This is a genomic window from Mesorhizobium sp. CA12 (assembly GCF_020165255.1).
In the GTDB taxonomy this organism is placed as follows: domain Bacteria; phylum Pseudomonadota; class Alphaproteobacteria; order Rhizobiales; family Rhizobiaceae; genus Mesorhizobium.
On sequence record NZ_JAIUHT010000017.1, the window covers coordinates 1 to 25,272 of the forward strand.

Genomic DNA, 25,272 nt, shown 5'->3' on the forward strand with positions numbered 1-25,272 from the left:
TCGATGCTGCGGAAGCGCGTTCTCGTGTCAGAGCCTGCGCCGTCTCGGCTGCGGTCTGCTCGGCACGCTCTTTTGCTTTGACAGCCTTGGCTCGTTCCTGTTCAGCCGCGTCGCGCTCGAGGCGGGCTTTATCGAGGTCCTCACGGGTCGATGTTGCGGAAGCGCGTGCTCTTGTCAGAGCCTGCGCCGTCTCGGCTGCGGTCTGCTCGGCACGCTCTTTTGCTTTGACTTCCTTGGCTCGTTCCTGTTCAGCCGCGTCACGCTCGTGGCGGGCTTTATCGAGGTCCTCACGGGTCGATGCTGCGGAAGCGCGTGCTCGTGTCAGAGCCTGCGCCGTCGCGGCTGCGATCTGCTCGGCACGCTCTTTTGCTGAGACAGCCTTGGCTCGTTCCTGTTCAGCCGCGTCGCGCTCGAGGCGGGCTTTATCGAGGTCCTCATGGATCGATGCTGCGGAAGCGCGTTCTCGTGTCAGAGCCTGCGCCGTCTCGGCTGCGGTCTGCTCGGCACGCTCTTTTGCTGAGACAGCCTTGGCTCGCTCCTGTTCAGCCGCCTCGCGCTCCAGGCGGGCTTTATCGAGATCCTCACGGGTCGATGCTGCGGAAGCGCGTTCTCGGGCGAGGGTCTGGGCAGTCTCGGTTGCGGTCTGCTCCACCCGTCCTCTCGCTGTGGCTGCACCGGTTCGTTCCCGCTCAGCCTTATCCGCGATCGCGGCCTTGGACAGTTCCATTGCGGCGAGGTCGCCACGAAGGTCCTTCGACTTCCGGCGCTCGTCGTCAAGCAATGCGTTCACTTGCGCAAGCGAGGCCTTGGCACTGGCGCGGTCCTCGGCGGCCGTGGCCTGAAGCTGTGAAATTTGCGCCCGCGCTTGGGATAGGTCGCGGGCCATCAATTCAGTTCGCTGACGCTCCAGATGATCAGCCGGCATCTGCGTAACGACATAGTTGATGCTCTCGCCCAGCAGCCTGCGAGCATCTCCCGCAATGCGCTGCAATGCGTCATACGTGCGGGCTGCCGTGAGTTCGTTGCGCAAACGCTCCCCGTATGCGTCGTCGGCTGCTGCCATGCTTGTCCTCAGCGCATCGACCTGCTTGCGCGATTCCAAGAGCGCACTCTGCAGAGAGGCGCTTCTGGCGCGCTCTTCTTCCACAGCTCGGTGCTCCTGGCCGGCCAGATTCCTCGCGGCGGATGCCTGAGCACGAGCAGCCTCGACTTCAGCCTTGGCAGCCGCGAGATCCGGGCCAGGCGATGCGGCATTCGTACGCCCGTCGCCCTGGGCTGGTCCCTCCATATCCAATGCAGCACTCGCCGGAACCGCGAAGGATCGCGAAAGATCGGGCTGGGAGGGATTCTGGGCCTGCGAAATGGCGGGGGCGCTTTCGACCCAATTCTGTCTCGTCATCGTATAGCCAAGCGACACGGCCAGGCAGATCGTGGCGATGCCCAGGCCTGATACAAGACCGATAGGCCAGCGAACACGGGGAGGTGAGTCCGTAGCGCTGTTTGTCGGGGAAGCGAAGGGATTGGGCAGGTCGCCTGGCGAACTCTCATAAGCTTCGGAGATCATCTCGAAATGCTCGATTCGCACCCCAAACTGACGGTAGTTTGCATCCTGAGGCTGGGCATCCGCATCCGAGGACATGACAGCGTGAGAAGAACCAGGTCCGGTTGCAAGGTCGATCGGGCGTTCCCAGACCCAAGGAACCTCCTCGAGAGGAACAGGCTTGCATTCTCTCAGGTAGGCATTTGGTTTCGGGCGACTCCGCAGCACTGCGACAAGGGCATGCCGGAGCACAAGAAAGACGCCCGCCAGTACGAGTATCGCAATCCCGGCCAGGATGGCGAGATCTGTGTTATTTGTGTAAATTTCGGCAAGATGATTTGGCATCGTCATACCCATGGGGTCTTGGGTGCAACTCAAGTTCGCGAAGCGGTGTTTGGGTCTTCTCCCCGATGCTGGCTAAAGCTGCTGCTGCTCTCAAAGCTGTCACTGCTTCGGGCCCTGCAGTGCCGTGCGAGTGTATTTGTTGTGTTGCGGAGCCCGGTCGTGCGCCAGCAGAAGATGCCGGCGCAGAAGATGTGCGCTCGAACCGAAGCTCGAAGATACAGTGGCCGCCGGTTGTCGCCCGCCGCCAATGTCCCGAAAAGCCGACTCGCACCTCTCCATCGTCAATATCCCAAAAGTTCTCTCACGGTGCGTTCCAATCCGCATTTTTGGGGAGTCCGGACGGTCCATTCTGAAGCTAAGCTAGGTCACAGACCCCCACGGTCAACCACCTTGGCAGGACTTCCGGCCATGCAGAACGGCCATGCTGATGCCCGCTCTTCGCGCGGGTCTGAGTCTCCGTTCAAACTCGGCGCGTCGACAACGCCTTCTATGATCGAATCTGCGCATTGGTCGAACAGACGCGTCTCCTGCGTGAAATCGCGGCGGAGAATCGTACATGGGGACGGCGAAAGAAGCTTGTGGAACCAAGTCGTCCACAGGACATCCAGTTTGGCTGGGGAACCTGGATTCGAACCAGGACTAACGGAGTCAGAGTCCGTGGGTCTACCGTTAACCTATTCCCCAGCAGGCGCGTCTGGTATCGCGCGATGCGGGCGGCTCATGTGCCGCGAGCGCTGCCTTGTAGCCGCCATCGGAAAATAGTCAAGCCCGCAGCTGAGATCAACGCAGGCTTTTTGAGCCTTTGTCCGATGCATGTCGTTCTCCCAAAGCCGTTCCGCACTTTGGGCGACATGCATTGGCTCTGCCGCCAGGCGCCGAAGGCTCAGCTCTCGCCTTTGCTGTATTGGGAATGCTCGAAATAGAGCACCACGCCAAGGCCGATCAGCAGCGGAATAATGAGATAGAACAGGCGGAACACCAGAAGCGCGGCGAGCACGCCGACCGGATCCATGTCCGAAAGCCCGGTGAGGAAGACGAATTCGAACACGCCGAGGGCGCCAGGCGCGTGCGACAGAAGCCCGATCGAGAACGACACCATGAACACCCCGAGCACCACGAAATAGCCGGGATTGCCGATCTCGGGCAGGGCAAAATAGATGATCGCGGCGGCCCCGAGCAGTTCGACCGGCCCAATCAGCAATTGCCGCGCCACGATCGGCAGCGCCGGATAGTGCAGCTGGAAGGTGCCTATCTTCAGCGGTCTCAGCCGCAGCCAACTGCCGAAGGCGTAGGCGCCGGCAAGGATGAGCATGGCGAGCCCTGCGGCGAATGCGGCGCCGTGATGCGGCGCGCCCGTGAAACGGTCGATGATCTGGGGTTCCAGCAACAGCACGAGGCCGCCGAGGAAAACGCTGGACAGGATGAAGGTGAACCAGCAGATCGCCACCAGCACGCCGACCTCCTGGCCGGTCAGACCTCGCGTGCCGTAGGCGCGGTAACGGATGACCGCGCCGGAAAACACCGAGCCGCCGATATTGTGCGACACCGCGTAAGTGGTGAAGGAGCACAGCGTGACGAACAGCCACGATACTTTCTTGCCGATATGCAGCAGCGCGATGTGGTCGTAGCCGGCGAGCGAGGCATAGGCGACGACCGCGCTCAGGGCCGCGAGCACCCAGCCGCGCGGCGGGATGGCGGCAATGCCGGCCCAGACGTCGTCGAGCGAAACGCCGCGCAGTTCGTGGATGAGCAGCCACAGCGAGAACGCCACGGCCGCGATGCCTATGACCGGCCAGAAATAGCGCCTCCAATTCATGGCGTCGTCATCATGCGTTGCAACTCATTGATTTTGATGTTGCCCAACCCTTCGAACCTTCATTTCAGACATGCCTGATTGAAGCCGGCTATTCAACCGGCAAGACATTGCCCCAACGTGATCTGGCAAAATGCGACGTTAGCGAAATTCGACCTCGCGCTCTTGGTGATTGTGAACTGCGCTGCTACTCTGTTGCCAACTTGAAACAAATCGAGGTGCCTGCTGCGTCCGCTACCGGTTCGCGCGGCGCCGGAAGGAACTAAAGTGGAAGACCACGATACCGGCGCGGGCGCGTCGGCAGTGGGCATGTCCGGGGCATCGCCGACGCAATCGGCGGGCCCGCACACGGCGCGATTCAGCCGCCACGCGGGTGCGCACCAAAGACATGCCGGCCAGCGACAGATTGGCCTAAGCCAGGCCGACCAGCATGGCGATCAACCGAAAGGCAAGACGCGCAAGCGACGCAAGCGCAAGCGCGGCCGCAAGGTGTTCGCGCGCGACGAGAACGTCGCCGTGCCGCATGCCGCGCCTGCCGTCACGGCGGCAAGGCAGCCTCCGATCGGGCCTTCGCCGGTTGAGCAAAGGCTGGTGGTCCCGCAGCGTCCGCCGCAGCAGGAATTGCCTGTCTTCGCCGCGCTCGACCTCGGCACCAACAATTGCCGGCTGCTGGTCGCTGTGCCCGGCCGCCACGGTCAATTCCGCGTCATCGACGCTTTCTCGCGCATCGTCAGGCTGGGCGAGGGCCTGACCGCCAGCGGCCGGCTAAGCCAGGCCGCGATGGACCGCGCGGTCGAGGCGCTCAAGATCTGCGGCGAGAAGCTGCGCAACCGCAAGATCAGGAAAGCCAGGCTGATCGCCACCGAAGCCTGCCGTTCGGCTGCAAACGGCGTCGAGTTCCTGGATCGGGTCGAGCGCGAGGCCGGACTGAAGCTCGAGATCATCGACCGCCAGACCGAGGCCCGCCTTGCCGTTTCCGGTTGCGGCTCGCTCGTCGAGCGCGACACGCAAGGCGTGGTGCTGTTCGACATCGGCGGCGGCTCGTCGGAAATCGCGCTGATCGACCTGACCGGACGGCGCTCTCCGCGGCTCGCCAACCACATTGTCTCCTGGACCTCGCTGCCCGTCGGCGTGGTGTCGCTCGCCGAGCGCTTCGGCGGCCGCACAGTCACGCGCGAGACCTTTGCCGCCATGGTCGACGATGTGGCTGCGCGGCTGAAGGTCTTCGACGGCCGCGACCGGCTGGCACATGTACTGGCAAGTCCCAACTTCCACCTGCTCGGCACCTCCGGCACGGTGACGACGCTCGCCGGCGTGCATCTCGACCTCGAGCGCTACGACCGCCGCCGCGTCGACGGACTGTGGATGGACCGCGACAGCGTCGACCGTATGATCGAGCGGCTGATCGGCTGGGATTTTCAGCAGCGCTGCGCCAATCCCTGCATCGGCGCCGACCGCGCCGACCTCGTGCTCGCCGGCTGCGCCATCCTGGAAGCGATCCGCGGTGTCTGGCCGTCCGAGCGCTTGCGCGTCGCCGACCGCGGCCTGCGCGAGGGGATCCTGAGCGAATTGATGGCTGATGACGGTGTCTGGCGCGATGGCGGGCGAGGCCGTTGATGGCTAGAAAACCGGATAAGCCGGGTTCCGCCGGCATTCGCGTCCTCAAGACCAGGATCAAGAAGAAGAGCGGCTTGAAGGAATCCTCGCGCCGCTGGCTCGAGCGCCACATGAACGATCCCTATGTGCAGCGCTCCAAGGCCGACGGCTACCGCTCGCGCGCCGCCTACAAGCTGATCGAGATCGACGACAAGCATCATCTGCTGAAGCCCGGCATGAAGGTCATCGACCTCGGCGCTGCGCCCGGCGGCTGGTGCCAGGTAGCGGCCGCGCGGACGAAGTCGACGGCGGAAAACCCACATGTCGTCGGCATCGACTATCTCGAGATGGCCGCGGTTCCGGGCGCCGTCATCCTGCAGATGGATTTCCTCGATCCCGACGCGCCGCAAAAACTTGCCGAGGCGCTCGGCGGCCGGCCGGATGTGGTGCTGTCCGATATGGCGGCACCCACGACCGGGCATCGCCGCACCGACCATCTGCGCACCATGCATCTGTGCGAAGTCGCGGCCGATTTCGCGTTGCACGTCCTGGAGCCCGGCGGACATTTCCTCGCCAAGACTTTTCAGGGCGGCGCCGAGAACGAGCTTTTGTCATTGCTGAAGCAGAATTTCCGATCCGTCCATCATGTGAAACCGCCGGCCTCGCGCGATGAATCGGTGGAGCTGTATTTGCTGGCGAAGGAGTTCAAAGGCTAGCGCCTTCTCCTTCTCCCACAAGGGGAGAAGGAGAAGCGGCGCTCACTTCCCCGCGGTCCCCACCGTTTCCAGCGTCTTCGGCTTGGTCAGCCGGCCGTGGCCCGAGACCGCGTTGCCGGCCTCCGGCGCAAGCCGCATGAAGGTGATCGATGCCGCCGCCGAGACGGCTGCCACGATGAAGAAGGCGATGTGGAAATCCCGCAGGGTCAGCGGTCCGCCATGGATCGAGGTCGACACTTCGAGGACGCCGCCGGCCAGCGCCACGCCGAGCGCGATCGACAATTGCTGGAAAACCGCCGTGATCGGTGTCGCCTTGCTGGTGTCGGCGGGCGTGATCTCGGCATAGGAAAGCGCATTGACGCCGGTGAAGAACATCGAGCGGATGAAGCCGCCGACCAAAAGGATCGCCAGCATCAGGGCGTAAGGCGTCTGTGGCGTGAACAGGCCGTAGATGGCGATCGATGCGGCCGCCACAAGCGAGCCCCAGATCAGCACGCGGCGGAAGCCGGCGAGCCTGAAGATCAGCGCGGTCACGAACTTCATGCCGATGGCGCCGATCGCCGAGACGAAGGTGATCATGCCGGACTGGAAGGGCGTCAACCCGAAGCCGATCTGGAACATCAGCGGCAAAAGGAACGGAACCGCGCCGATGCCGATGCGAAACAGCGAGCCGCCGAGCACCGAGGACCGGAAAACCTGGTTGCGGAACAGCTCCAGCGCCAGCAGCGGATTCCTGGCGTGCCGCGCATGAAGGAGATAGAGCGCGCCCGAGACCACGCCGACTACAATGGTGATGAAGCCGGCCATCGGCGGCAGCGCCGGCAGGCTGACGACGGAAAGGCCGAAGACGATGCCGGAAGCGGCAAGGCCGGAGAGCACGAAGCCCGGGAAATCGAGCGGCGGCGTCTCGGCGGGCTCCGTCCTGGGCAGATAGCGGGTGGCGAGCCACATGCCGATAAAGCCGATTGGCACGTTGATCAGAAAAATCCAGTGCCAGGTGAAGTATGTGGTGATGAAGCCGCCGATCGGCGGGCCGACGAGCGGGCCGACCAGCGCCGGCACGGTCAGCCAGGACATCGCCGCGACCAGCTCGCTCTTGGGCGTGGCGCGCACCAGCACCAGGCGGCCGACCGGCGTCATCATCGCCCCGCCCATGCCTTGCAGGAAGCGCGACACAACGAAAGCCGGCAGTGAATTGGAAAACGCGCAGGCAACCGAGCCGGCGATGAAGACACCGATCGCAGCGCGAAAGACGTTCTTGGCGCCGAACCGGTCGGCCATCCAGCCGCTGATCGGAATGAAGATCGCCAACGACACCAGATAAGCCGTCAGCGCCAGCTTCAGCGCGATCGGGCTCGTGTGGATGTCGACAGCGATCGCCGGCAGCGACGTCGCGATCACGGTCGAATCCATGTTCTCCATGAACAATGCGACCGCCAGTATGAGCGGGATGATGCGGTTCAAGGGAAACGCCCTGATCTGTCTTCGCGAATCTAGGCCCGGCTTGGGGCGAACCGGTGCGACCGGGCGGTTATCACGCCTCGCCCCGGATGTCGCATTAAATTGCTGTCACTTTTGCGGGAGCGCAGTCCTGGTTGGCGTCACGGTACGCGGACTTGTCAAATGCAAGGCCGGCCGCTATGTAGTAATAATAACTACATTATAGGTGCAACCATGGACGAAACTGTTTCTGCAGCCGACGCCAATCGCAGATTCTCTCATATCCTGCGTGAAGTACGCGAGGGGCAGAGCTACGTCGTGACCAGCCATGGGCGGCCAGTGGCGCGGATCGTGCCTGCGGACAAGCACGAGGGCGTGGCCTCCCGGTCGCGCGCAGCTCTGCTGTCGCGACTCGAAAGGCAGCCGATCGTCAATGCAGGACGCTGGACTCGCGAGGATCTTTATGAGGATAACCCGTGAAGATCGCGCTGGATACCAACGTCCTTGCCTACGCGGAGGGCGTCAATGATCCTGAGAAGCGCGACCTCGCCCTCGAATTGCTACGGAACGTTCCGCAAGGCGCTGTGGTTGTTCCGGTCCAGGTGCTGGGTGAGCTGTTCAATGTTCTGCTTCGCAAAGCTAGAAGGTCGCCCCAGGAGGCTCGCGATACACTGCTTAGCTGGCGCGACGCCTTCCCGGTTATTGAAACAACGCCGGAAGTGATGATGACGGCTGTCGATCTTGCTGCGGACCATCGTTTCGGCGTCTGGGATGCCGTCATTCTTTCCGCCGCTTCGCAAGCGGGTTGCCGGCTCCTTTTGTCAGAAGATCTTCAAGACGGTTTTACGTGGGGCGGCGTAACTGTCGTCAATCCTTTTGAGTTGCCGCGCCACGCTTTGCTCGATGCTCTTCTGGGCATCGAATAGGCCGTCTCGCAACGATCGGCTTTTCAACCGCGACAGGACGTGTTACCAGCCAGCGCCAATCCTGAAAGGGAAGAAGAGAGTCGGCGCTGGCCAATCGGCCCGGCGCCTTTTCCGCATTCAAAAGGACTGGCCATGGCAAAAATCATCGAAACGTCCACCGGCGCGCTGGCGCTGACTTTCGACGACGTGCTCTTGCAGCCCGGCCATTCCGAAGTCATGCCTGGCGAGACCGACATCCGCACCCGAATTGCAGGCGACATCGATCTCAACGTGCCGATCCTGTCGGCAGCCATGGACACCGTCACCGAAGCGCGGCTGGCGATCGCTATGGCGCAGGCCGGCGGCATCGGCGTCATCCACCGCAATTTCTCGCCGTCCGAACAGGCCGAGCAGGTCAGGCAGGTGAAGAAATTCGAATCCGGCATGGTGGTGAACCCAGTCACCATCGGCCCCGACGCCACGCTGGCCGATGCGCTGGCGCTGATGCGCACCTATTCGATTTCCGGCATTCCGGTGGTCGAAAATGGCGGCACCGGCGGCCACACGGTCGGCCGCCTCGTCGGCATCCTCACCAACCGCGACGTGCGCTTCGCCTCCGATCCGTCGCAGAAGGTCTACGAGCTGATGACGCGTGAGAACCTGATCACGGTCAAGGAGAATGTCGACCAGGACGAAGCCAAGCGTCTCCTTCACAAGCATCGCATCGAGAAGCTGGTAGTGGTCGACAGGAACGGCAATTGCGTCGGCCTGATCACCGTCAAAGACATCGAGAAGTCGCAGCTCAACCCGCACGCCACCAAGGACGCGCAGGGGCGCCTGCGCGCGGCGGCCGCCACCAGCGTCGGCGACGACGGGTTCGAGCGCGCCGAGCGCCTGATTGATGCCGGCGTCGATCTTTTGGTCATCGACACCGCGCATGGCCATTCGCAGCGCGTGCTGGATGCGGTGACGCGGGCGAAGAAACTGTCGAACTCCGTGCGCATCCTGGCCGGCAATGTCGCCACCGCCGAGGGCACGCAGGCGCTGATCGACGCTGGCGCCGACGCCGTCAAGGTCGGCATCGGCCCGGGTTCGATCTGCACCACCAGAATCGTCGCCGGTGTCGGTGTCCCGCAGCTGTCGGCAATCATGTCGGCGGTCGAGACGGCCAGCAGGGCCGGCGTCAGCGTCATCGCCGATGGCGGCATCAAATATTCAGGCGATCTCGCCAAGGCGCTCGCCGCCGGCGCAAGCGCGGCCATGATCGGTTCGCTGCTTGCCGGCACCGACGAGAGCCCCGGCGAGGTCTATCTCCACCAGGGCCGCTCCTTCAAAGCGTATCGGGGCATGGGTTCGGTCGGCGCCATGGCGCGCGGCTCGGCCGACCGCTACTTCCAGGCTGAAGTTCGCGACACGCTGAAGCTGGTTCCGGAGGGCATTGAAGGGCAGGTTCCCTATAAAGGACCTGTGGCTGGCGTGCTGCACCAGCTTGCAGGCGGCCTGAAAGCCGCTATGGGTTATGTGGGTGGACGTGATCTTGCAGATTTCCGCGAGCGCGCCACTTTTGTGCGCATATCCAACGCCGGACTTCGTGAAAGCCATGCCCATGACGTCACGATCACCCGCGAAAGCCCCAATTACCCGGGCGGAATTTGATCGGCAGACCGATCGGCCTGACCGCCGGCGGGGACTGTGGCGTGACTTGAGCGTGGCGGTGCTTCGGCTGTCGCGTCACGCGGCGGCGCTCTCCATCGCCTCGATTGCGCTGTTCCTGGTCATGACAGCGCTGGAGTTTCTCTATTTCCAGCGCTTGAGCGGCGGCCTGGCCTCGCTCGATATGCGCATCGCCGGCTTCACGCCCGACGAAGGCATGGCGTGGCTCACCGCGCTCGGCCGGCGCGGCGGCGAGATCATCATCGTCTGGCACTATTTGACCTTCGATCTTTTGTTCCCGGCGCTGCTGTCGCTGACGCTGGTCAGCCTTATCCTCGCCTTCGGGCGGCGACTCAGCACCTTCCGCGCCTTGCCGACGCAGCTGCAGGCCTTGTTCTCGCTGGTGCTAGTGGCTCCTTATGCGGTCGCCGACTACACCCAGAATTTTGCCATGGCGCGGCTGCTCTCCGATTTCCAGCTGGCCAATCCCGATTCGCTGGCCTTCGCCTCTTTGCTGACCGTCAGCAAATTCGCGCTGCTGGCGATCCCGGTCTTCGTCATCGCGGTCTTCGCGCTGGCCGGGCGGCGACGCTGAGGACAAGCAGATGCGCCAGACAGCCATCTTCTGGCCGATGCTGGCGCATGTGCTTCTGGTCTATGTCGTCTATCTGGTGATGTTCAAGCGGCGCTATCTCGCCGTGAAGTCCGGCGAAGCCAGGATCGGCCAGTACAAGGTCCGCTCAACCGAGCCGGCCTCGAGCGTCACCGTCGCCAACAACCTGATCAACCAGTTCGAGCTGCCGGTTCTCTTTCACGTGCTGTGCCTGGCGCTGTTCGTCACCAACGGCGTGAACTATCTGACGCTGGCGTTGATGTGGCTGTTCATAGTCACGCGCTATGTCCACGCCTGGGTGCATCTCGACAGAAACCATGTGCTGCACCGCAGCCGCGCCTTCTTCCTTGGCGCCGGCATACTTCTCATCGCCTGGATCTGGTTCGCGCTCCACCTGCTCGAGGTGGTGTGAGGCTTGCCTTTCCCTTCTCCCCCTGTGGGAGAAGGTGGCCGCGCAGCGGCCGGATGAAGGGTGTTCCAGTTTGACAGGGACTTAAGCCAGCGTTGGATGCCGCGATAGGAGATCGCCAGCGTTTCACTCCGCCGGAACACCCCTCATCCGTCTCGGCGCTGCGCGCCGATCCACCTTCTCCCACAAGGGGAGAAGGGAAAGCCGCTACAGCTCGAACAACGCGATCCGGCGCTTGTCGAATTTGATGCCGATCTCGCCGCGTACCAGCCTCAGCGCCTGCTCGCCGAAAACGGCGCGCCGCCAGCCCTGCAATGCCGCCACGTCGGCTTCGTCGCCCTCGGCGGCGATGCGGTCGATATCGTCGCTGGAGGCAAGCACCTTGGTGGCCACGCCTTCCTTCTCTGCGACGATCCTGAGCAGCACCTTGAGCAGTTCCGCCGCCGCACTCGACCCCTCCGGCGGCTGCACGCTTTTCGGCAGTTTCGGCATCGCGTCCTTGGGCAGCGCCAGCGCCGCGTTGACCGCGCCGAGCAGCGCGGTTGCCGTGGCGGAGCGTTCCCAGCCTTTCGGCGTGGTGCGCAGCTTGCCGAGCGCGGCCGCATCGCGCGGCGCCTGCTGGGCGATCTCATAGATCGCGTCGTCCTTGAGCACGCGGCCGCGCGGCACGTCGCGCTCGCGCGCCTCGCGCTCGCGCCAGGCCGCCACCGCCTGCACGATCGCCAGCTCCTGCGGTTTGCGCAGCCGCATCTTCAGCCTTTTCCAGGCATCTTCGGGATGCGGATCGTAGGTCTCGCGCGAGGTGAGGACATCCATCTCCTCGTTCAGCCAGTGGCCGCGATTCTCGCGCTTCAGCTCGGCGCTGAGATGCTGGTAGACCTCGATCAGGTGGGTGACGTCGGCAAGCGCGTATTCGAGCTGCTTGTCGGAGAGCGGCCGGTGCCGCCAGTCGGTGAAGCGCGAGGACTTGTCCAGCCGGGCTCCGGTGACCTTCTGCACGAGCTGGTCGTAGGAAACGCTGTCGCCGAAGCCGCAGACCATCGCCGCCACCTGGGTGTCGAACACCGGATGCGGCACCAGATCGCCGAGATGGACGATGATTTCGATGTCCTGGCGCGCCGCGTGAAAAACCTTCAGCACCGCTTCGTTGGCCATGAGCCGGAAAAACGGTTTCAGGTCGATGCCGGGCGATAACGGATCGATAAGCGCCTCAATCCCAGGCGCGGCCATCTGGATCAGGCAAAGGATCGGCCAGAAGGTCGTCTCGCGAATGAATTCGGTATCGACGGTAACGAATTCCGACTTTTCGAACGCGGTGACAACGCTCTCGAGTTCTTCTTGTGTGGTGATGACCTGCATCAAATCGCTTTTGGCACAATATTAGGCCTCTTTCAATTTCAGCCGCGCGGGCATTCGTCAAGCGCCGCGACGTCGTCACGCACCGCTAGTTTCGCGCGATGGCGATATGCGCTGGCCCGGCGGGGCGGTTCAGGCCTCGCCGGCCTGCGCCTCCACGCTTTGCCTTGCGGTATCCGCGGCTTCGGCCGATGGCCGTCGGCCAAGCACGCCGGCTGTGGCCAGGCTGAGCAGGATGAAGGGGATACCGATGCCATAGGCCGAGCGGATGCCCCAGTGGTCCGACACGAAGCCGAGCAGCGGCGGGCCAAGCAGGAAGGCGACGAAGGAGATCTGCGACAGCGCCGCCACGTTGATCGCCGCGGCGCGGTCGGTGCGCTGCGCCGCAGCCGAGATCGCCAGCGGGAAGATGGCGCTGCTGCCGATGCCCAGAAGCGCAAAGCCCAGCATCGAGATGAAGGGCAGGGGCGAGAAGAAGACGATGAAGACGCCGGCCATCATCGTCGCCAACAGCACGCGCGCCACGCCGCTTGGCGAGTAACGATCGACGAAGCTGTCGGCGAAGAAGCGTGTCATCGCCTGCGAGAAGGCGAACAGTGCGACCGTGATCCCGGCGACGAACGGCCCTGAGTCGAACACGGTGCGCATATAAATCGCCGACCAGTCCATGCTGGCGCCTTCCATCAGCATTGCCGACAGTGTCACCGCCACGAGGATCAGGATCGGCAGCGTCGGACGGGCGAATATCGGCGGCTTGTCGCCGGTCGCGGCGAAACGGGCAGGCGCGGGTTCGAAGCCGCCCAGGAACAGCGCCATCGCAACCGCCACCGTCGGCACCACCAGCGCCAGATGCAGTTGCGGCGACAGGCCGAGATGCGCCAGCGCGCCGCCGAACAGGCCGGCGCCGAAGAAGCCGATGCTCCAGAACGAATGCGCCCGGTTCATGATCCGGCGCTTGAGCAGGAACTCGGTCCTGTCCGCCTCGACATTCAAGATGATCTCGATGCTGCCGATCATCAATCCGACCGGGAGCAGCATCAGGAACAGGGCGGCGGGGCCCGACGCATGCACCGCGACGGCATAGGCGAAGCCAAGCAGCGGCACCAGCCACAGCAGCGCGCGGCGGAAGCCGACGCGCTCCAGAATCGGCGTCGCCAGCGTCAGCGCGATCAGAGTGCCGATCGGCGTTCCGATCAGGGCGAGACCGAGCGTGCCGTCCTCGATCTGCATGGCCCGCTTGATATCGGGCAGCCGCGGAAAGATATTGCCCATGGCAAAGGAATAGATCGCGAAGCCGGCATAGACGCGGTGCTGGGGGGCGAGTTTCAGGCCAAGGGTCATCAGGCAATCCGATAAGGAGATTTTGGCGGCGGCTCTCAGGCTGCCGGCGACTCTTTTCTTGCATAAACAGGAAAAACATGTAACAACGTGCACAAATAAACAGGATCGCGCATGCTCACCGAAGAACGCCACCAACTCATTCGCGACCGGCTTGCGGCGGATGGAAAGGTGCTGGCCGGCGAGCTCGCCAGCCGTTTCGGCGTATCGGAGGACACTGTGCGCCGCGACCTGAGGGAACTGGCAAAGGCCGGGCAGCTGCGTCGCGTTTATGGCGGCGCTGTGCCATCGGGGCCCTTTGCAGCCGCGACGCTCAGCCAGCGCAGCCGTCATGCGGTCGAGGAAAAAACGCGGCTCGCCTGGGCGGCGGTTGGACTGCTTAGTTCAGGGCAGTCGCTGTTCATCGACGGCGGCACGACCAACGAGGCGATTGCCCGGGCGATCCCGCGCGATCTGGAGCTGACCGTCGCCACCAATTCGCTGGGCGTCGCCTCGGCTCTGACGGACCTTCCCCTGGTCGAGCTGATCGTGCTCGGCGGCCGCTATGTGCCCGATCTCGGCACCTGCGTCGGGACAGATACGCTGGCCGCCGTGGCGCAACTCGGCGCCGATCTGTTCTTTCTGGGCTCCTGCGGCCTGGACGTCGCGCGCGGCGTCACCGCCTTCGATTCGGCCGAAGCCGAGGTGAAACGCGCCATGGCGAAAAACAGCGCCGGCATCGTCATTGCAGTTACCAACGACAAGCTCGCCACCGCCGCACCCTATCGCGTGGCGGAAGCGGATGCGATCCGCCATCTCGTGGTGGAAAGGACCGCGCCTGCTGCCACGCTCGCCGATTTCCAAAGCCGGGGTGTGCAAGTCCACTTTGCCTGAACAGTCGCAGCGGCGCGCCTGTGTGACCGCTTGCCTTGACAAAGCCGGCCTCTCATGCGCTTTTCGCGCCAATTTTCGAGCCGGGCCGACGCCCGCAATTTCCGGACTTTACCCCATGACTATGCATCGTTACCGCAGCCACACCTGTGCCCAGTTGAGAAAGAACGACGTCGGCAATTCCGTCCGCCTGTCGGGCTGGGTGCATCGCGTGCGCGACCATGGCGGACTGCTCTTCATCGATCTTCGCGACCACTACGGCCTGACCCAGATCGTCGCCGATCCGGATTCGCCGGCCTTCAAGGCCGCCGAGACCTTGCGCGGCGAATGGGTGATCCGCGTCGACGGCGAGGTCAAGGCGCGGCTGCCGGAAACCGTCAATCCGAACCTGCCGACCGGCGAAATCGAGATTTTCGCGCGCGAGATCGAAGTCCTGTCGGCCGCCAAGGAGCTGCCGCTGCCGGTGTTCGGCGAGCCGGACTACCCGGAAGACATCCGCCTGAAATACCGCTTCCTCGATCTGCGCCGCGAGACACTGCACAAGAACATCGTCGCGCGGACAAAAATCATCGCCGAGATGCGCAAGCGCATGGGGGAGATCGGCTTCACCGAGTTTTCGACGCCGATCCTCACCGCGTCGTCGCCCGAAGGGGCGCGCGATTTCCTGGTGCCGTCGCGCATCCACCCCGGCACCTTCTACGCGTTGCCGCAGGCGCCGCAGCAGTACAAGCAGCTGATCATGGTCTCCGGCTTCGACCGCTATTTCCAAATCGCGCCCTGCTTCCGCGACGAGGACCCGCGCGCCGACCGCCTGCCTGGCGAATTCTATCAGCTCGACCTCGAGATGAGCTTCGTCGAGCAGGACGACGTGCTCTCCACCATGGAGCCGGTGCTGCGCGGCGTCTTCGAGACCTTTGCCGCCGGCAAGCCGGTGACCCAGGAATTCCGCCGCATTCCCTATGACGAGGCGATGCGCACCTACGGCACCGATAAGCCTGACCTGCGCAACCCGATCGAGATGCAGGCGGTCTCGGTTCATTTCCGCGACTCCGGCTTCAAGGTCTTCGCCAACATCCTTGCCAACGATCCGAAAGCCGAGGTGTGGGCCATTCCGGCAAAGACCGGCGGCAGCCGCGCCTTTTGCGACCGCATGAATTCCTGGGCGCAGGGCGAGGGGCAGCCTGGCCTCGGCTACATCTTCTGGCGCAAGGAAGGCGAAAAACTCGAAGGCGCGGGTCCGATCGCCAAGAACATCGGCGAGGAGCGCACCGAGGCGATCCGCCAGCAGCTCGGCCTTGCCGATGGCGACGCCGCCTTCTTCGTCGCCGGCGACCCGAAGAAGTTCGTCACCTTCGCAGGCGCCGCGCGCACCCGCGCCGGCGAGGAGCTGAACCTCGTCGATCGCGAGCGTTTCGAGCTCTGCTGGATCGTCGATTTCCCGTTCTTCGAATGGAACGAGGACGAGAAGAAGATCGACTTCGCCCACAACCCGTTCTCGATGCCGCAGGGCGGCATCGATGCGCTGAACGGCCAGGAGCCCCTCAGCATCAAGGCGTTCCAGTACGACATGGTCTGCAACGGCTTCGAAATAGCGTCGGGCGGCATCCGCAACCATCTGCCGGAAACCATGGTCAAGGCTTTCGAGATGGTCGGTCTCGACCGCGCAACCGTGGAGGAGCGCTTCGGCGGCCTTTATCGTGCCTTCCAGTATGGCGCGCCGCCGCATGGCGGCATGGCGGCCGGCGTTGACCGCATCGTCATGCTGCTCGTGGGGGCCAAGAACCTGCGCGAGATCACCATGTTCCCGATGAATCAGCAGGCCTACGACCTTTTGATGAACGCGCCTTCGGAAGCGACTCCGCAGCAGCTGCGCGAGCTGTCGCTGCGCGTCGCTGCGGCGAAGAAGGAAGGCTAAAAGCCGTAGCCAGGATCTTCTTTTTCCTACAAGAATCGCCTTCAACAAGAAAAGCCCGGCATCGCTGCCGGGCTTTTCTTTGCAGCTGACTGTCCGATCAGTCTTGGTTCGCCTTGACCTTGACGCCAAGCGTCTTCGGCAGGTCGAGCGGGTTGGACATGGCGCCGGCCATGATCAGCGCGAACGGCACCGACGACGGCGGCTCGGCCGAGATTTCCAGGCTCTTTGGATTGTCGAGGAAGGTATTGACTGCCGCCGAGACTTCCGCCGTCAGCTCGGGATTGTTGAGCTGCGCCATGCCGAACGGCACGATCGCCTTGGCCTGGTTGGCGACGTCCTTGGCCGACATGCCCTGTTGCTTGCCGACATAGTCGAGCACCTTGCCGGTGAGCGAATCGTCCTCGAAGCGCACCGATGCGCCGTTGAAAGAAAGCTGCTGCATCAGGCCGAGCATGGCCATGCCTTGCGCGGAATTGTCGGCGCCTTCCGGCTGGGCGGCGAGCTTCTTCTGCATCTCCTGCATCGACTTGATGAAGTCGAGCGTGTAGCCGCCGAGATTGAAGGTCATGCCGAGCGTGCCGGCATTCTCGACCGAGATGTCATATTTCGACAGCTCCATCTTGCCGTCGCTCGGCTGCCAGGTGCCGGCCATCGCGATGTTGCCCGAGATGTTCTGGTAGCCGAGCGCGTCGATCGCTTCCTTTGACTTCGGATCGTCGACCAGCGACAGGTCGGCGGTGAATTTTTCGGTGTTGGCGGTAAAGTCCATCGCCTTGCCGTCGGCCGGCGGGGTGATCTGGACGGCAAGCCCGTCCATCGCGAACGCCGTCTTGTCGCCGACCTTGACCGTCATGTTGGAGAGTTCCGCCGACTTGTACATCATCAGCGAGCCGAGCGGATCGGTGCCGCCTTCGGCCGGGACCTTCATGTCGTGGACGACCACCGGGCTGAGATTGAGCGTCACGCCATCCTTGCTGTGCTCGAAAGGCGAGGTCGAGAGGGTTGCGATCTCATAGCCGCCATTGGCTTCGCTGACCCCCTCCAGCTTCACGTCGCCGATCGGCAGCGCTTCCTTCTCGGCCGCCGGCTTGATGGAAACACCTTGCAGGACGGCGTTCGAATCGTCGCCGGAGACACCTGTCCAGGAAATCTCGACGCCCTGGGCGGCAAGGGCCGCCTTGATGCGCTCGGCCACCGCCGGATCGGCGGCGAAGGCCGAATTGAGCGGCAGCGTCAGCAGAAAGGTCGAAAAGGCCAGTTTCTTGAGTGTTGAGCGTTGGATTGTCATGGCGAGTTCCCTGTCCTGATTGGCTATTGTGAAATTATTTTTGACATCTGCTCCATCACCATTCCGTGACGAACGGGACGGGAAAAAGGCATTTCCGGGCCCATTTGTCGAAAACGGCGATGAAAAGCAAACGCCGGTCGGCAGCTATTGCCCGATGCGGTGAATTTGTCATGAAGACCGCGGCTTTCCTCCGCCAGCGCGTTGCATTGCCAGATAGCGGCCGCATGTAACGGATTGATGTTGGCCGGCCTCGTGTTGCCGACTAAGCCTGTTTCAGATCGGCGGCAAGTTGCAGCCGCCGCGGGGCCGCTTCCGTGAAATTCTTCACACCGCCGGCTGCGCATCTATAGCCACGGCGAATGCGCCGACGTTCACGCGGCGCTTGCCGCGAATCACCCGCTCGGCTAGTCCAAATTCATGGGAAAAAGGCTTTTGCCGCCTGATGACAATGGCGGCGGCGATAAAATCGAACCGGTCGATCTGAAGGAAGCGCTCGAGCGGCGCTATCTCGCTTACGCGCTGTCGACCATCATGCATCGGGCGCTGCCGGATGTGCGCGACGGACTGAAGCCGGTCCATCGCCGCATCATGCATGCCATGCGGCTGCTCAGGCTCAACCCCGATCAGGGTTTCGCCAAATGCGCCCGCATCGTCGGCGACGTGATGGGCAAGTTCCATCCGCATGGCGACCAGTCGATCTACGATGCGCTGGTACGGCTGGCGCAGGATTTCTCGATGCGCTACCCGCTGGTCGACGGGCAGGGCAATTTCGGCAATATCGACGGCGATAACGCCGCGGCGATGCGCTACACCGAAGCGCGCATGACCGAGGTGGCAAGCGAGCTGCTTGCCGGCATCACCGAGGACGCGGTCGATTTTCGGCCGACTTACAATGAAGAGGACGAGGAGCCGTCCGTCTTGCCGGGCGCTTTCCCCAACCTGCTCGCCAACGGCTCGTCGGGCATTGCCGTCGGCATGGCGACTTCGATCCCGCCGCACAACGCCGCCGAGCTTTGCGACGCAGCGCTCCATCTGATCGAGCATCCCGAAGCGCCGGTGGCGAAGCTGATGGATTTCGTCCAGGGGCCGGATTTCCCGACGGGCGGCATCATCGTCGACAGCCGCGCCTCGATCCTCGAAGCCTATGAGACCGGCCGCGGCGGTTTCCGGGTGCGCTCCAAATGGAGCCAGGAGGACCAGGGCAGGGGCACCTGGAGCATCGTCGTCACCGAGATCCCTTACGGCGTGCAGAAGGCCAGGCTGATCGAGAAGATCGCCGAGCTTTTGATGGCACGCAAGCTGCCGCTGCTCGAAGACATCCGCGACGAGAGTGCGGAGGACATCCGCATCGTCCTGGTGCCGAAGAGCCGCACCGTCGATCCCAGCATCCTGATGGAATCGCTGTTCAAGCTTACCGAGCTCGAAAGCCGCTTCCCGCTCAACATGAACGTGCTGTCGCGCGGTAAGGTGCCGAACGTCCTGTCGTTGAAGGGCGTGCTCAAGGAGTGGCTCGACCACCGCCGCGAGGTTTTGATCCGTCGTTCGAAATACCGGCTCGGCGAGATCGAGAAGCGGCTGGAAATCCTCGCCGGTTATCTGATCGCCTATCTCAACATCGACGAGGTCATCAGGATCATCCGCGAGGAGGATGAGCCCAAGCAGGTGATGATGGCCCGCTGGTCGCTCACCGACAACCAGGCCGAAGCCATCCTCAACATGCGCCTGCGCGCCTTGCGCAAGCTCGAAGAGATCGAGATCCGCAAGGAATTTGACGGCCTCACCACCGAGAAGAAGCAGATCGAGGCCCTGCTGGCTTCCGACGCCAAGCAATGGTCGACGATCAAGTGGGAAGTCAGCAAGGTCCGCGACACGTTCGGTCCGCAGACCGAACTCGGCAAGCGTCGCACCCAGTTTGCCGATGCGCCCGAGCACGACTTGACCGACATTGCGCATGCGATGATCGAGCGCGAGCCGGTCACCGTCGTTGTGTCGGAAAAGGGCTGGCTGCGCGCCATGAAGGGCCACCTGACCGACCATTCGCAGCTCACCTTCAAGGAAGGCGACAGCCTGAAGCTCGCCTTCCATGCCCAGACCACGGACAAGATCCTGGTCTTCACCACCGGCGGCAAGTTCTACACCATCGGCGCCGATCGGCTGCCGGGCGGGCGCGGCCATGGCGAGCCGATCCGCATCATCGTCGACATGGAGAACGACCAGGACATCGTCACTGCCTTCGTCCATGATCCGAAGCGCAAGCTGCTGCTCGTCTCATACGACGCCAATGGCTTCGTCGTTTCGGAGGAAGAGGTCGTTGCCAACACCCGCAAGGGCAAGCAGGTGATGAACGTCAAGGCGCCGGACGAGGCCAAGCGCTGCATCCCGGTTTCGGGCGACCATCTCGCTATTGTCGGCGAGAACCGCAAGATGCTGGTCTTCCCCCTGGCCGAAATTCCGGAAATGGCGCGCGGCAAGGGTGTGCGCCTGCAGAAATACAAGGACGGCGGCGTGCTGGACCTGAAGACCTTCACCCTGGCGACGGGGCTCTCCTGGCAGGATTCGGCCGATCGCACCTTCACCAAGTCGCGCGAGGAGCTGTCCGAGTGGATCGGAGCCCGCGCCGCCGCCGGCCGCATGGTGCCGAAGGGTTTTCCCAGGACGGGGAAATTTGGGTGAAGCAGCACCTTTCCTTCTCCCCTTGCGGGAGAAGGTGTCGCCGAAGGCGACGGATGAGGGGCGTTCCAGCTTTACACGGACGTGAGCAGCGTTGGATGCCGCGATATGGGGTCGCCAACGCCTCACCCTGCTGGAACACCCCTCATCCGTCTCGGCGCTGCGCGCCGATCCACCTTCTCCTACAAGGGGAGAAGGAAAGGCACTATTTGGACTATCGTCACGATTGCTGCACTATGATGGTGCATAAGCATCCATCGAACCATCAGGCAGGGAGCAACGCCGGGTTGAAGCGCGCCGAGATCCAGAAGCCGGGGCAGCGCCTGTTCGGCCTGTCGACGCCGCTGAGGGCGGCCGTCATCCCACCGCTGTCGGCGGCGCGCTGGCTCCTGGTGCTGATCGTCGCTGCCGGCGTCTATTTCTTCCACGGCTTCCTGTTCCCGGTGCTGGCGGCGCTCGTCATCGCCTTTGCCAGTTGGCCGCTGTACCGCCGGCTGCTCGTTGGCGTCGGCGGCAACCGAACGGTCGGCGCGACCTTGGCGATCCTTTTCATCCTCACCTTCCTGGTGGTGCCGATCGCGCTTGCCGGCACCTATGCCATCAACGAGCTGCGCGAGTGGGTCACCTGGGCGATCGAGACCAATCGCCACGGCGCGGCGACACCGGGTTGGATCGCCGCCATACCGGTCGTCGGCCAGTGGCTGAACGAGCAGTGGACGGCCTATCTCGGCCATCCCGGCGGCATCGGCGAGTTGATCCAGCTGATCAGCGGCTCCAACATCGGCAGCATCTATCGCGGCGCCTTGGCCGCCGGTGGCAGCGCCTTCAGCCTGATTCTGACGCTTCTGTTCATGATGATCGCGCTGTTCTTCGCCTATCGCGACGGCGAGTCTTTCGCGGCCCAGGTCGATCGCCTCGGCGAACGCATCCTGCCGACGCGCTGGGAACGTATCTCGCGCGTCGTGCCGGCAACCATTTCCTCGACCGTGACGGGCATGACCATCATCGCCATCGGCGAGGGCCTTGTGCTCGGCATCGCCTATTGGCTGGCCGGCGTGCCATCCCCGGTGACGCTCGGCGCGCTTACCGGCATCATGGCGCTGATCCCCGGCGGTGCGCCGCTCTCCTTCACCCTGGTGTCGATCTATCTCGCCGCCAGCGGCAAGCTTTTCGCCGGCGCGGCCCTGTTCATCTGGGGCGCGGTCGAGCTCTTCATCGTCGACAAGACGCTGCGGCCCAAGCTAGTCGGCGGCCCGATCAAGCTCCCCTTCCTGCCGACCTTTTTCGGCTTGATCGGCGGCGTCAAGACGATGGGTTTCCTCGGCTTGTTCATCGGCCCGGTGTTGATGGCGCTGCTCGTCGCCATCTGGCGCGAATGGCTGCGCGAGGTCGAGATCATGGACGAGCTTCCGCCTGTCGCCGACGAGGCCGGCGCGCCGCCGCAGATCGAAGCTGCGGCCGAGCCGAGGAAAGTTCAGGCCGGGTGAACCACGGCAAGCGCGGCACGGCGCTTGCGGCCCTCATGCAATTGCCACAGCGAATGCGCGACCAGCGTCACGATCAGGATCGAGCCGCCGATCAGGCTGTTGCGTGTGGGCTCCTCGGCGAAGATCAGCCAGACCCAGACTGGCGCCAGCACCGTCTCCAGCAGATAGAACATCGCCACTTCCGGGCCTGAAATGTATTTCGGTCCGTTGGCAAGGCAGAAGAACGAGATCGGCATGATCACGGCGCCGTTGAAGATGATCCACCACGGCGCGTTCACGTGAACGCCTTCGCCTGAAACCATGAAGACGGCGAGCGCCAGCGGCAGGATGACGCCGACCAGCGCGGTGAAGCCCATATCCTTGCCGCTGGCGCGCGAAATGGTGATGGCGAGGGCGACGAAGAAGGTCGAGCACAGCGCCATGAAATCGCCGAACAGATGCCCGGTGCCGACGGAGCCGCCGACGATGATTAGCACGCCGAAAATCATCGCCAGCATGGCGATGACGGTTGCAGGCTGCGGTCTTTCCTTGAGGAAGAGCCATGACAGCAGCGCCGCGAACACGGTGTTGAAGGCCAGGATGAAGACAAGGTCGGCCGTCGAGGTGTGATAGACCGCCGTGACGAAGCATATTCCGGTCATGCCGTAGCAAAAGGCCACGGCAAGTCCCGACCAGCCCGGGATGAGCCGGGGCGCGTTCCGGTCGAACGACCGCCAGACGGCCCACACCACCAGCCCGGCCAGCAAGGTGGTGGCGGTGCGCAACATCATGATCGTCCAGGGTGTGCCGTCGGCGAGCCGGATCAGCGGTATGTCGACGGTCAGTGTGAGGCCGCCTATGGCGGTGATCAGGAGACCTTTTTGGTGGTCGGTGTGGGTGGACACTTGGGCATTCTCGCAAACTATCTTGAGCAGGCGCACAGCGGCCACGCCGCGCTCGTTCCAGCCTGAGGGCCGAAAGACCGGTGTCCTCCTCCTTGAAACAGTTAAGGATGAAGCGTGGGGAGGTTCAGCGACTGACCGCTTCGTGGTCGTAGCGTTCCCAGCCTTTCGGGCCGAGATGCTCCTGCGGCATGAAGCGCATCTTATAATTCATCTTGCGCGAGCCGTTGACCCAGTAGCCGAGATAGACGTGGGGCAGTCCCATCGCCTTGGCGCGGGCGATGTGATCGAGGATCATGAAGGTGCCGAGCGAGCGATCCTCGAAGTCGGGATTGAAATAGGAATAGACCATCGACAGGCCATCGGCCATCTTGTCGGTGAGCGCGACGGCTATCAGCTCGCCATGGCCCTTGCCGGTGATGAACGTGTCGGGGCCGCGACGCCGGTATTCGATGATCTTGGTGTCGACATGGGTGTCTTCCACCATCATCGCATAGTCGAGCACGGTCATGTCCGACATACCGCCGCGGCGATGCCGGGCGTCGAGATAGGCGCGGAAGAGCGAGTATTGCTCGGTCGAAGGCTGCGCGTCATGCATGGCGCCGACGAGGTCGGCATTGTGCTGGATGACGCGGCGCATGTTGCGGCTGGGACTGAATTCCTGTGCCAGGATGCGGACCGACACACAGGCGCGGCACGACTCGCAGGCCGGACGGTAGGCGATGTTCTGCGAGCGCCGGAAGCCGCCTTGCGTCAAGAGGTCATTCATCTCCGGCGCCTTGTCGCCGACAAGGTGCGTGAACACCTTGCGCTCGAACTGTCCCTCCAGGTAGGGGCACGGCGACGGCGCGGTCAGGAAGAACTGCGGCGACTGGGTCGGATGCTGCGTCATCTAATCTTGGAAACGCTCCTGCGAATCGTCCTACCTTTGGCCCGGTCGCCGAAAAATTCAACAGGATTATGCTGCCGCGATGGCCTTGGCCTGTTCATATTTAAGCACGGGCGACGCGGCGGCTTGATGCGTGCGGCCGTGAATCCGTCAGATATCGGTGCGGGTTACGACGGTGCCGAGCAGCAGGTCGTGCAGCGTGCGCTTGCGGTCGGAGAACAGCGTGACCAGGAGCACCAGCGGCGTCAGGATGACGTTGCCGGCCCAGAACAGCACCGAGTGAACCACAGCCGTCATGCCGTCGATGCGGCTGCCGTCGAGCTTCTCCAGGCGGATGCCCATGATCTTCATGCCGGTCGTCGCCTGGTCGCGGCTGCCCAGCGTGTTCCAGATGTAGAGGATGGCGACCATCGGCACCAGCACGGAAAACAGCGCCCAGCCGAGGCCAAAGGTCAACAGGCCGAGAATGGCGACCAGGATGGCGAAGGGAATGGTCAGCAGCGCGACGAAGAAATAGTCGAGCAGGAAGGCGAAAATGCGCCTTGTCCGCACCCCACGATATGCGCGGGTGTCCTCAAACCTCGTCGTGATGATCTCGCCGTCCAATACGCGTGCGTTCATATCCGTTCCTCGATCGCAGCACGCCCATGGGAATGCCTGCCGCCTTTTCAAATGGTGAGGGCGGCCTGGAATTCAAGGAACGTGCCCGCCACCGCCGGGCGCGACGTCAGAAGATGCCGGGACAGAGCCTGAAGCGAACCCGCCCGAGATAGTCGCGATACTCCTCTGTCAGCGCCAGGATGCGCTCCTCGCGCAGGATGCGATGGACCTGGAACAGGGTAATGATCGCGTAGACGGCGAAATTGTAGAGCGAGAAGCTCGACAGCAGGAACAGGATGTGCCCTGCCAGATAGCCGGCATAGATTGGGTGCCGCACGAACCGATAGGCGCCGCCGGTGACGACGCCGCGGTTGGCCGGCAGGATGGCGAAGGAGCGGCCAAGCGACATCTTACCCCAGATCACCAGCCACAGCGCCAGGAATTGCAGCGGCGCCGCGATATAGAGCGGGATGACGGCGATTCCATCCTGGAGCGATACGAAACCCGAACCGAAAGCGGCCGTCACCGAGATGAATACCGTGAAAGGGCTCCAGTCGCGGACAATCGGCCGGCGCGCCAGCAGCAGCCAGGTAAAGGTCAGAACGTCGGAGATCATGAGCAGCAGGATATTCAGCCGGCCCGGATCGATGACGAGGTGACGCGCACCGCGATAGACGAAGACCGCGGCGACCACCAGCGCGATGAAACGGAACAGGCCCTCGCGCAGGTCGGTGAGAACCACGCTGCTCTGAAGGCCGGACCAGAAACCGGTCTCTGCGCCAGGCAGCGCATCGCTTTTGGAAATCGCCAACTCTGTTACCCCGGTGGTCCCCTCGATATGGACCATTGCACGCAAGCCTTGCCGTCCGGTTAAGGTTTCTCATGCTTTTGGTTGCATCGGCGGATTCGCCCGCCGAGGGAATGGTGTTGCCTGTTGAACATGACATT

21 protein-coding genes and 1 tRNA gene are annotated in these 25,272 nt (G+C 63.3%); 11 read left to right on the forward strand and 11 right to left on the reverse strand.

What is annotated here, in order from left to right:
- The 3 genes from LB520_RS23670 to LB520_RS23680 form a co-directional block, all read right to left on the reverse strand.
- Positions 1 to 1,885, reverse strand: a 1,885-nt coding sequence (locus LB520_RS23670; protein WP_224639584.1) for a hypothetical protein, incomplete at its 3' end; no start/stop codon positions are given.
- A 610-nt stretch (positions 1,886 to 2,495) separates the two neighbouring features.
- Positions 2,496 to 2,569, reverse strand: a tRNA-Gln gene (locus tag LB520_RS23675).
- A 199-nt stretch (positions 2,570 to 2,768) separates the two neighbouring features.
- Complete coding sequence (locus LB520_RS23680; RefSeq protein WP_224639585.1) at positions 2,769 to 3,701, reverse strand: YbhN family protein; 933 nt, start codon at positions 3,699 to 3,701, stop codon at positions 2,769 to 2,771.
- Positions 3,702 to 3,965: 264 nt separating this feature from the next.
- Here LB520_RS23680 and LB520_RS23685 point away from each other — a divergent pair, with 264 nt between their 5' ends.
- Both LB520_RS23685 and LB520_RS23690 read left to right on the forward strand, forming a co-directional pair.
- On the forward strand, positions 3,966 to 5,315 hold the full coding sequence (locus tag LB520_RS23685) for a Ppx/GppA phosphatase family protein (RefSeq protein ID WP_224639586.1): 1,350 nt from the start codon (positions 3,966 to 3,968) through the stop codon (positions 5,313 to 5,315).
- A complete protein-coding gene (locus tag LB520_RS23690) occupies positions 5,315 to 6,010 on the forward strand; it encodes an RlmE family RNA methyltransferase (RefSeq protein ID WP_095767720.1) in 696 nt (231 codons plus the stop codon). Before LB520_RS23685 ends, LB520_RS23690 begins: the two co-directional genes overlap by 1 nt.
- Before the next feature lie 42 nt (positions 6,011 to 6,052).
- Here LB520_RS23690 and LB520_RS23695 read toward each other — a convergent pair whose 3' ends face one another.
- Positions 6,053 to 7,474 carry an MFS transporter gene (locus LB520_RS23695; protein ID WP_224530771.1) on the reverse strand — a complete coding sequence of 474 codons (1,422 nt, stop codon included), beginning with the start codon at positions 7,472 to 7,474 and terminating at the stop codon, positions 6,053 to 6,055.
- Between the two features lie 210 nt (positions 7,475 to 7,684).
- Between LB520_RS23695 and LB520_RS23700 the strand changes: the two genes are divergently transcribed.
- The 5 genes from LB520_RS23700 (at position 7,685) to LB520_RS23720 (ending at position 11,033) form a co-directional block, all read left to right on the forward strand.
- Entirely contained in the window at positions 7,685 to 7,930 is a 246-nt protein-coding gene (locus LB520_RS23700; RefSeq protein ID WP_095767718.1) for a type II toxin-antitoxin system Phd/YefM family antitoxin, read from the forward strand.
- Positions 7,927 to 8,376, forward strand: coding sequence for a PIN domain-containing protein (locus tag LB520_RS23705; RefSeq protein WP_224530769.1), 450 nt, complete (start codon positions 7,927 to 7,929; stop codon positions 8,374 to 8,376). The genes LB520_RS23700 and LB520_RS23705 overlap by 4 nt, the downstream gene beginning before the upstream one ends.
- Positions 8,377 to 8,508: 132 nt before the next feature.
- Complete coding sequence (guaB, locus tag LB520_RS23710) at positions 8,509 to 10,011, forward strand: IMP dehydrogenase (protein ID WP_095767716.1); 1,503 nt, start codon at positions 8,509 to 8,511, stop codon at positions 10,009 to 10,011.
- A gap of 46 nt (positions 10,012 to 10,057) precedes the next feature.
- Positions 10,058 to 10,603, forward strand: a complete 546-nt coding sequence (locus LB520_RS23715) for a hypothetical protein (protein WP_224639587.1) — start codon at positions 10,058 to 10,060, stop codon at positions 10,601 to 10,603.
- A 10-nt stretch (positions 10,604 to 10,613) separates the two neighbouring features.
- The gene (locus LB520_RS23720) at positions 10,614 to 11,033 is read left to right on the forward strand and encodes an MAPEG family protein (RefSeq protein ID WP_095767715.1); all 420 of its coding nucleotides are present in this window, start codon (positions 10,614 to 10,616) and stop codon (positions 11,031 to 11,033) included.
- Positions 11,034 to 11,237: 204 nt separating this feature from the next.
- Here the strand turns inward: LB520_RS23720 and rnd are convergent, their stop codons facing one another.
- Positions 11,238 to 12,389 carry a ribonuclease D gene (gene rnd, locus LB520_RS23725; protein ID WP_140842635.1) on the reverse strand — a complete coding sequence of 384 codons (1,152 nt, stop codon included), beginning with the start codon at positions 12,387 to 12,389 and terminating at the stop codon, positions 11,238 to 11,240.
- 129 nt (positions 12,390 to 12,518) lie between these two features.
- Positions 12,519 to 13,727, reverse strand: coding sequence for an MFS transporter (locus LB520_RS23730; RefSeq protein WP_140842637.1), 1,209 nt, complete (start codon positions 13,725 to 13,727; stop codon positions 12,519 to 12,521).
- A 111-nt stretch (positions 13,728 to 13,838) separates the two neighbouring features.
- On the opposite strand from LB520_RS23730, the gene LB520_RS23735 reads away from it, so the two are divergent.
- Together LB520_RS23735 and aspS are read left to right on the forward strand one after the other, a co-directional pair.
- A complete protein-coding gene (locus LB520_RS23735; RefSeq protein ID WP_224639588.1) occupies positions 13,839 to 14,597 on the forward strand; it encodes a DeoR/GlpR family DNA-binding transcription regulator in 759 nt (252 codons plus the stop codon).
- 121 nt (positions 14,598 to 14,718) lie between these two features.
- The gene (gene aspS / locus LB520_RS23740) at positions 14,719 to 16,509 is read left to right on the forward strand and encodes an aspartate--tRNA ligase (protein WP_181174801.1); all 1,791 of its coding nucleotides are present in this window, start codon (positions 14,719 to 14,721) and stop codon (positions 16,507 to 16,509) included.
- A gap of 97 nt (positions 16,510 to 16,606) precedes the next feature.
- Here aspS and LB520_RS23745 read toward each other — a convergent pair whose 3' ends face one another.
- Positions 16,607 to 17,797 carry a hypothetical protein gene (locus LB520_RS23745; RefSeq protein WP_140842644.1) on the reverse strand — a complete coding sequence of 397 codons (1,191 nt, stop codon included), beginning with the start codon at positions 17,795 to 17,797 and terminating at the stop codon, positions 16,607 to 16,609.
- A gap of 417 nt (positions 17,798 to 18,214) precedes the next feature.
- On the opposite strand from LB520_RS23745, the gene parC reads away from it, so the two are divergent.
- Both parC and LB520_RS23755 read left to right on the forward strand, forming a co-directional pair.
- A complete protein-coding gene (gene parC / locus LB520_RS23750) occupies positions 18,215 to 20,470 on the forward strand; it encodes a DNA topoisomerase IV subunit A (RefSeq protein ID WP_140842646.1) in 2,256 nt (751 codons plus the stop codon).
- Between the two features lie 284 nt (positions 20,471 to 20,754).
- The gene (locus tag LB520_RS23755; protein ID WP_140842897.1) at positions 20,755 to 21,954 is read left to right on the forward strand and encodes an AI-2E family transporter; all 1,200 of its coding nucleotides are present in this window, start codon (positions 20,755 to 20,757) and stop codon (positions 21,952 to 21,954) included.
- Here LB520_RS23755 and LB520_RS23760 read toward each other — a convergent pair.
- The 4 genes from LB520_RS23760 to LB520_RS23775 form a co-directional block, all read right to left on the reverse strand.
- Complete coding sequence (locus LB520_RS23760; RefSeq protein WP_224639649.1) at positions 21,942 to 22,838, reverse strand: DMT family transporter; 897 nt, start codon at positions 22,836 to 22,838, stop codon at positions 21,942 to 21,944. The two genes, LB520_RS23755 and LB520_RS23760, sit on opposite strands and share 13 nt — an antisense overlap.
- Before the next feature lie 124 nt (positions 22,839 to 22,962).
- Entirely contained in the window at positions 22,963 to 23,727 is a 765-nt protein-coding gene (locus LB520_RS23765) for an arginyltransferase (protein WP_224639589.1), read from the reverse strand.
- A gap of 147 nt (positions 23,728 to 23,874) precedes the next feature.
- Positions 23,875 to 24,345, reverse strand: a complete 471-nt coding sequence (locus LB520_RS23770; RefSeq protein WP_073989170.1) for an RDD family protein — start codon at positions 24,343 to 24,345, stop codon at positions 23,875 to 23,877.
- A gap of 106 nt (positions 24,346 to 24,451) precedes the next feature.
- Entirely contained in the window at positions 24,452 to 25,135 is a 684-nt protein-coding gene (locus tag LB520_RS23775) for a methyltransferase family protein (protein ID WP_224639590.1), read from the reverse strand.
- Between the last annotated feature and the right edge of the window lie 137 nt (positions 25,136 to 25,272).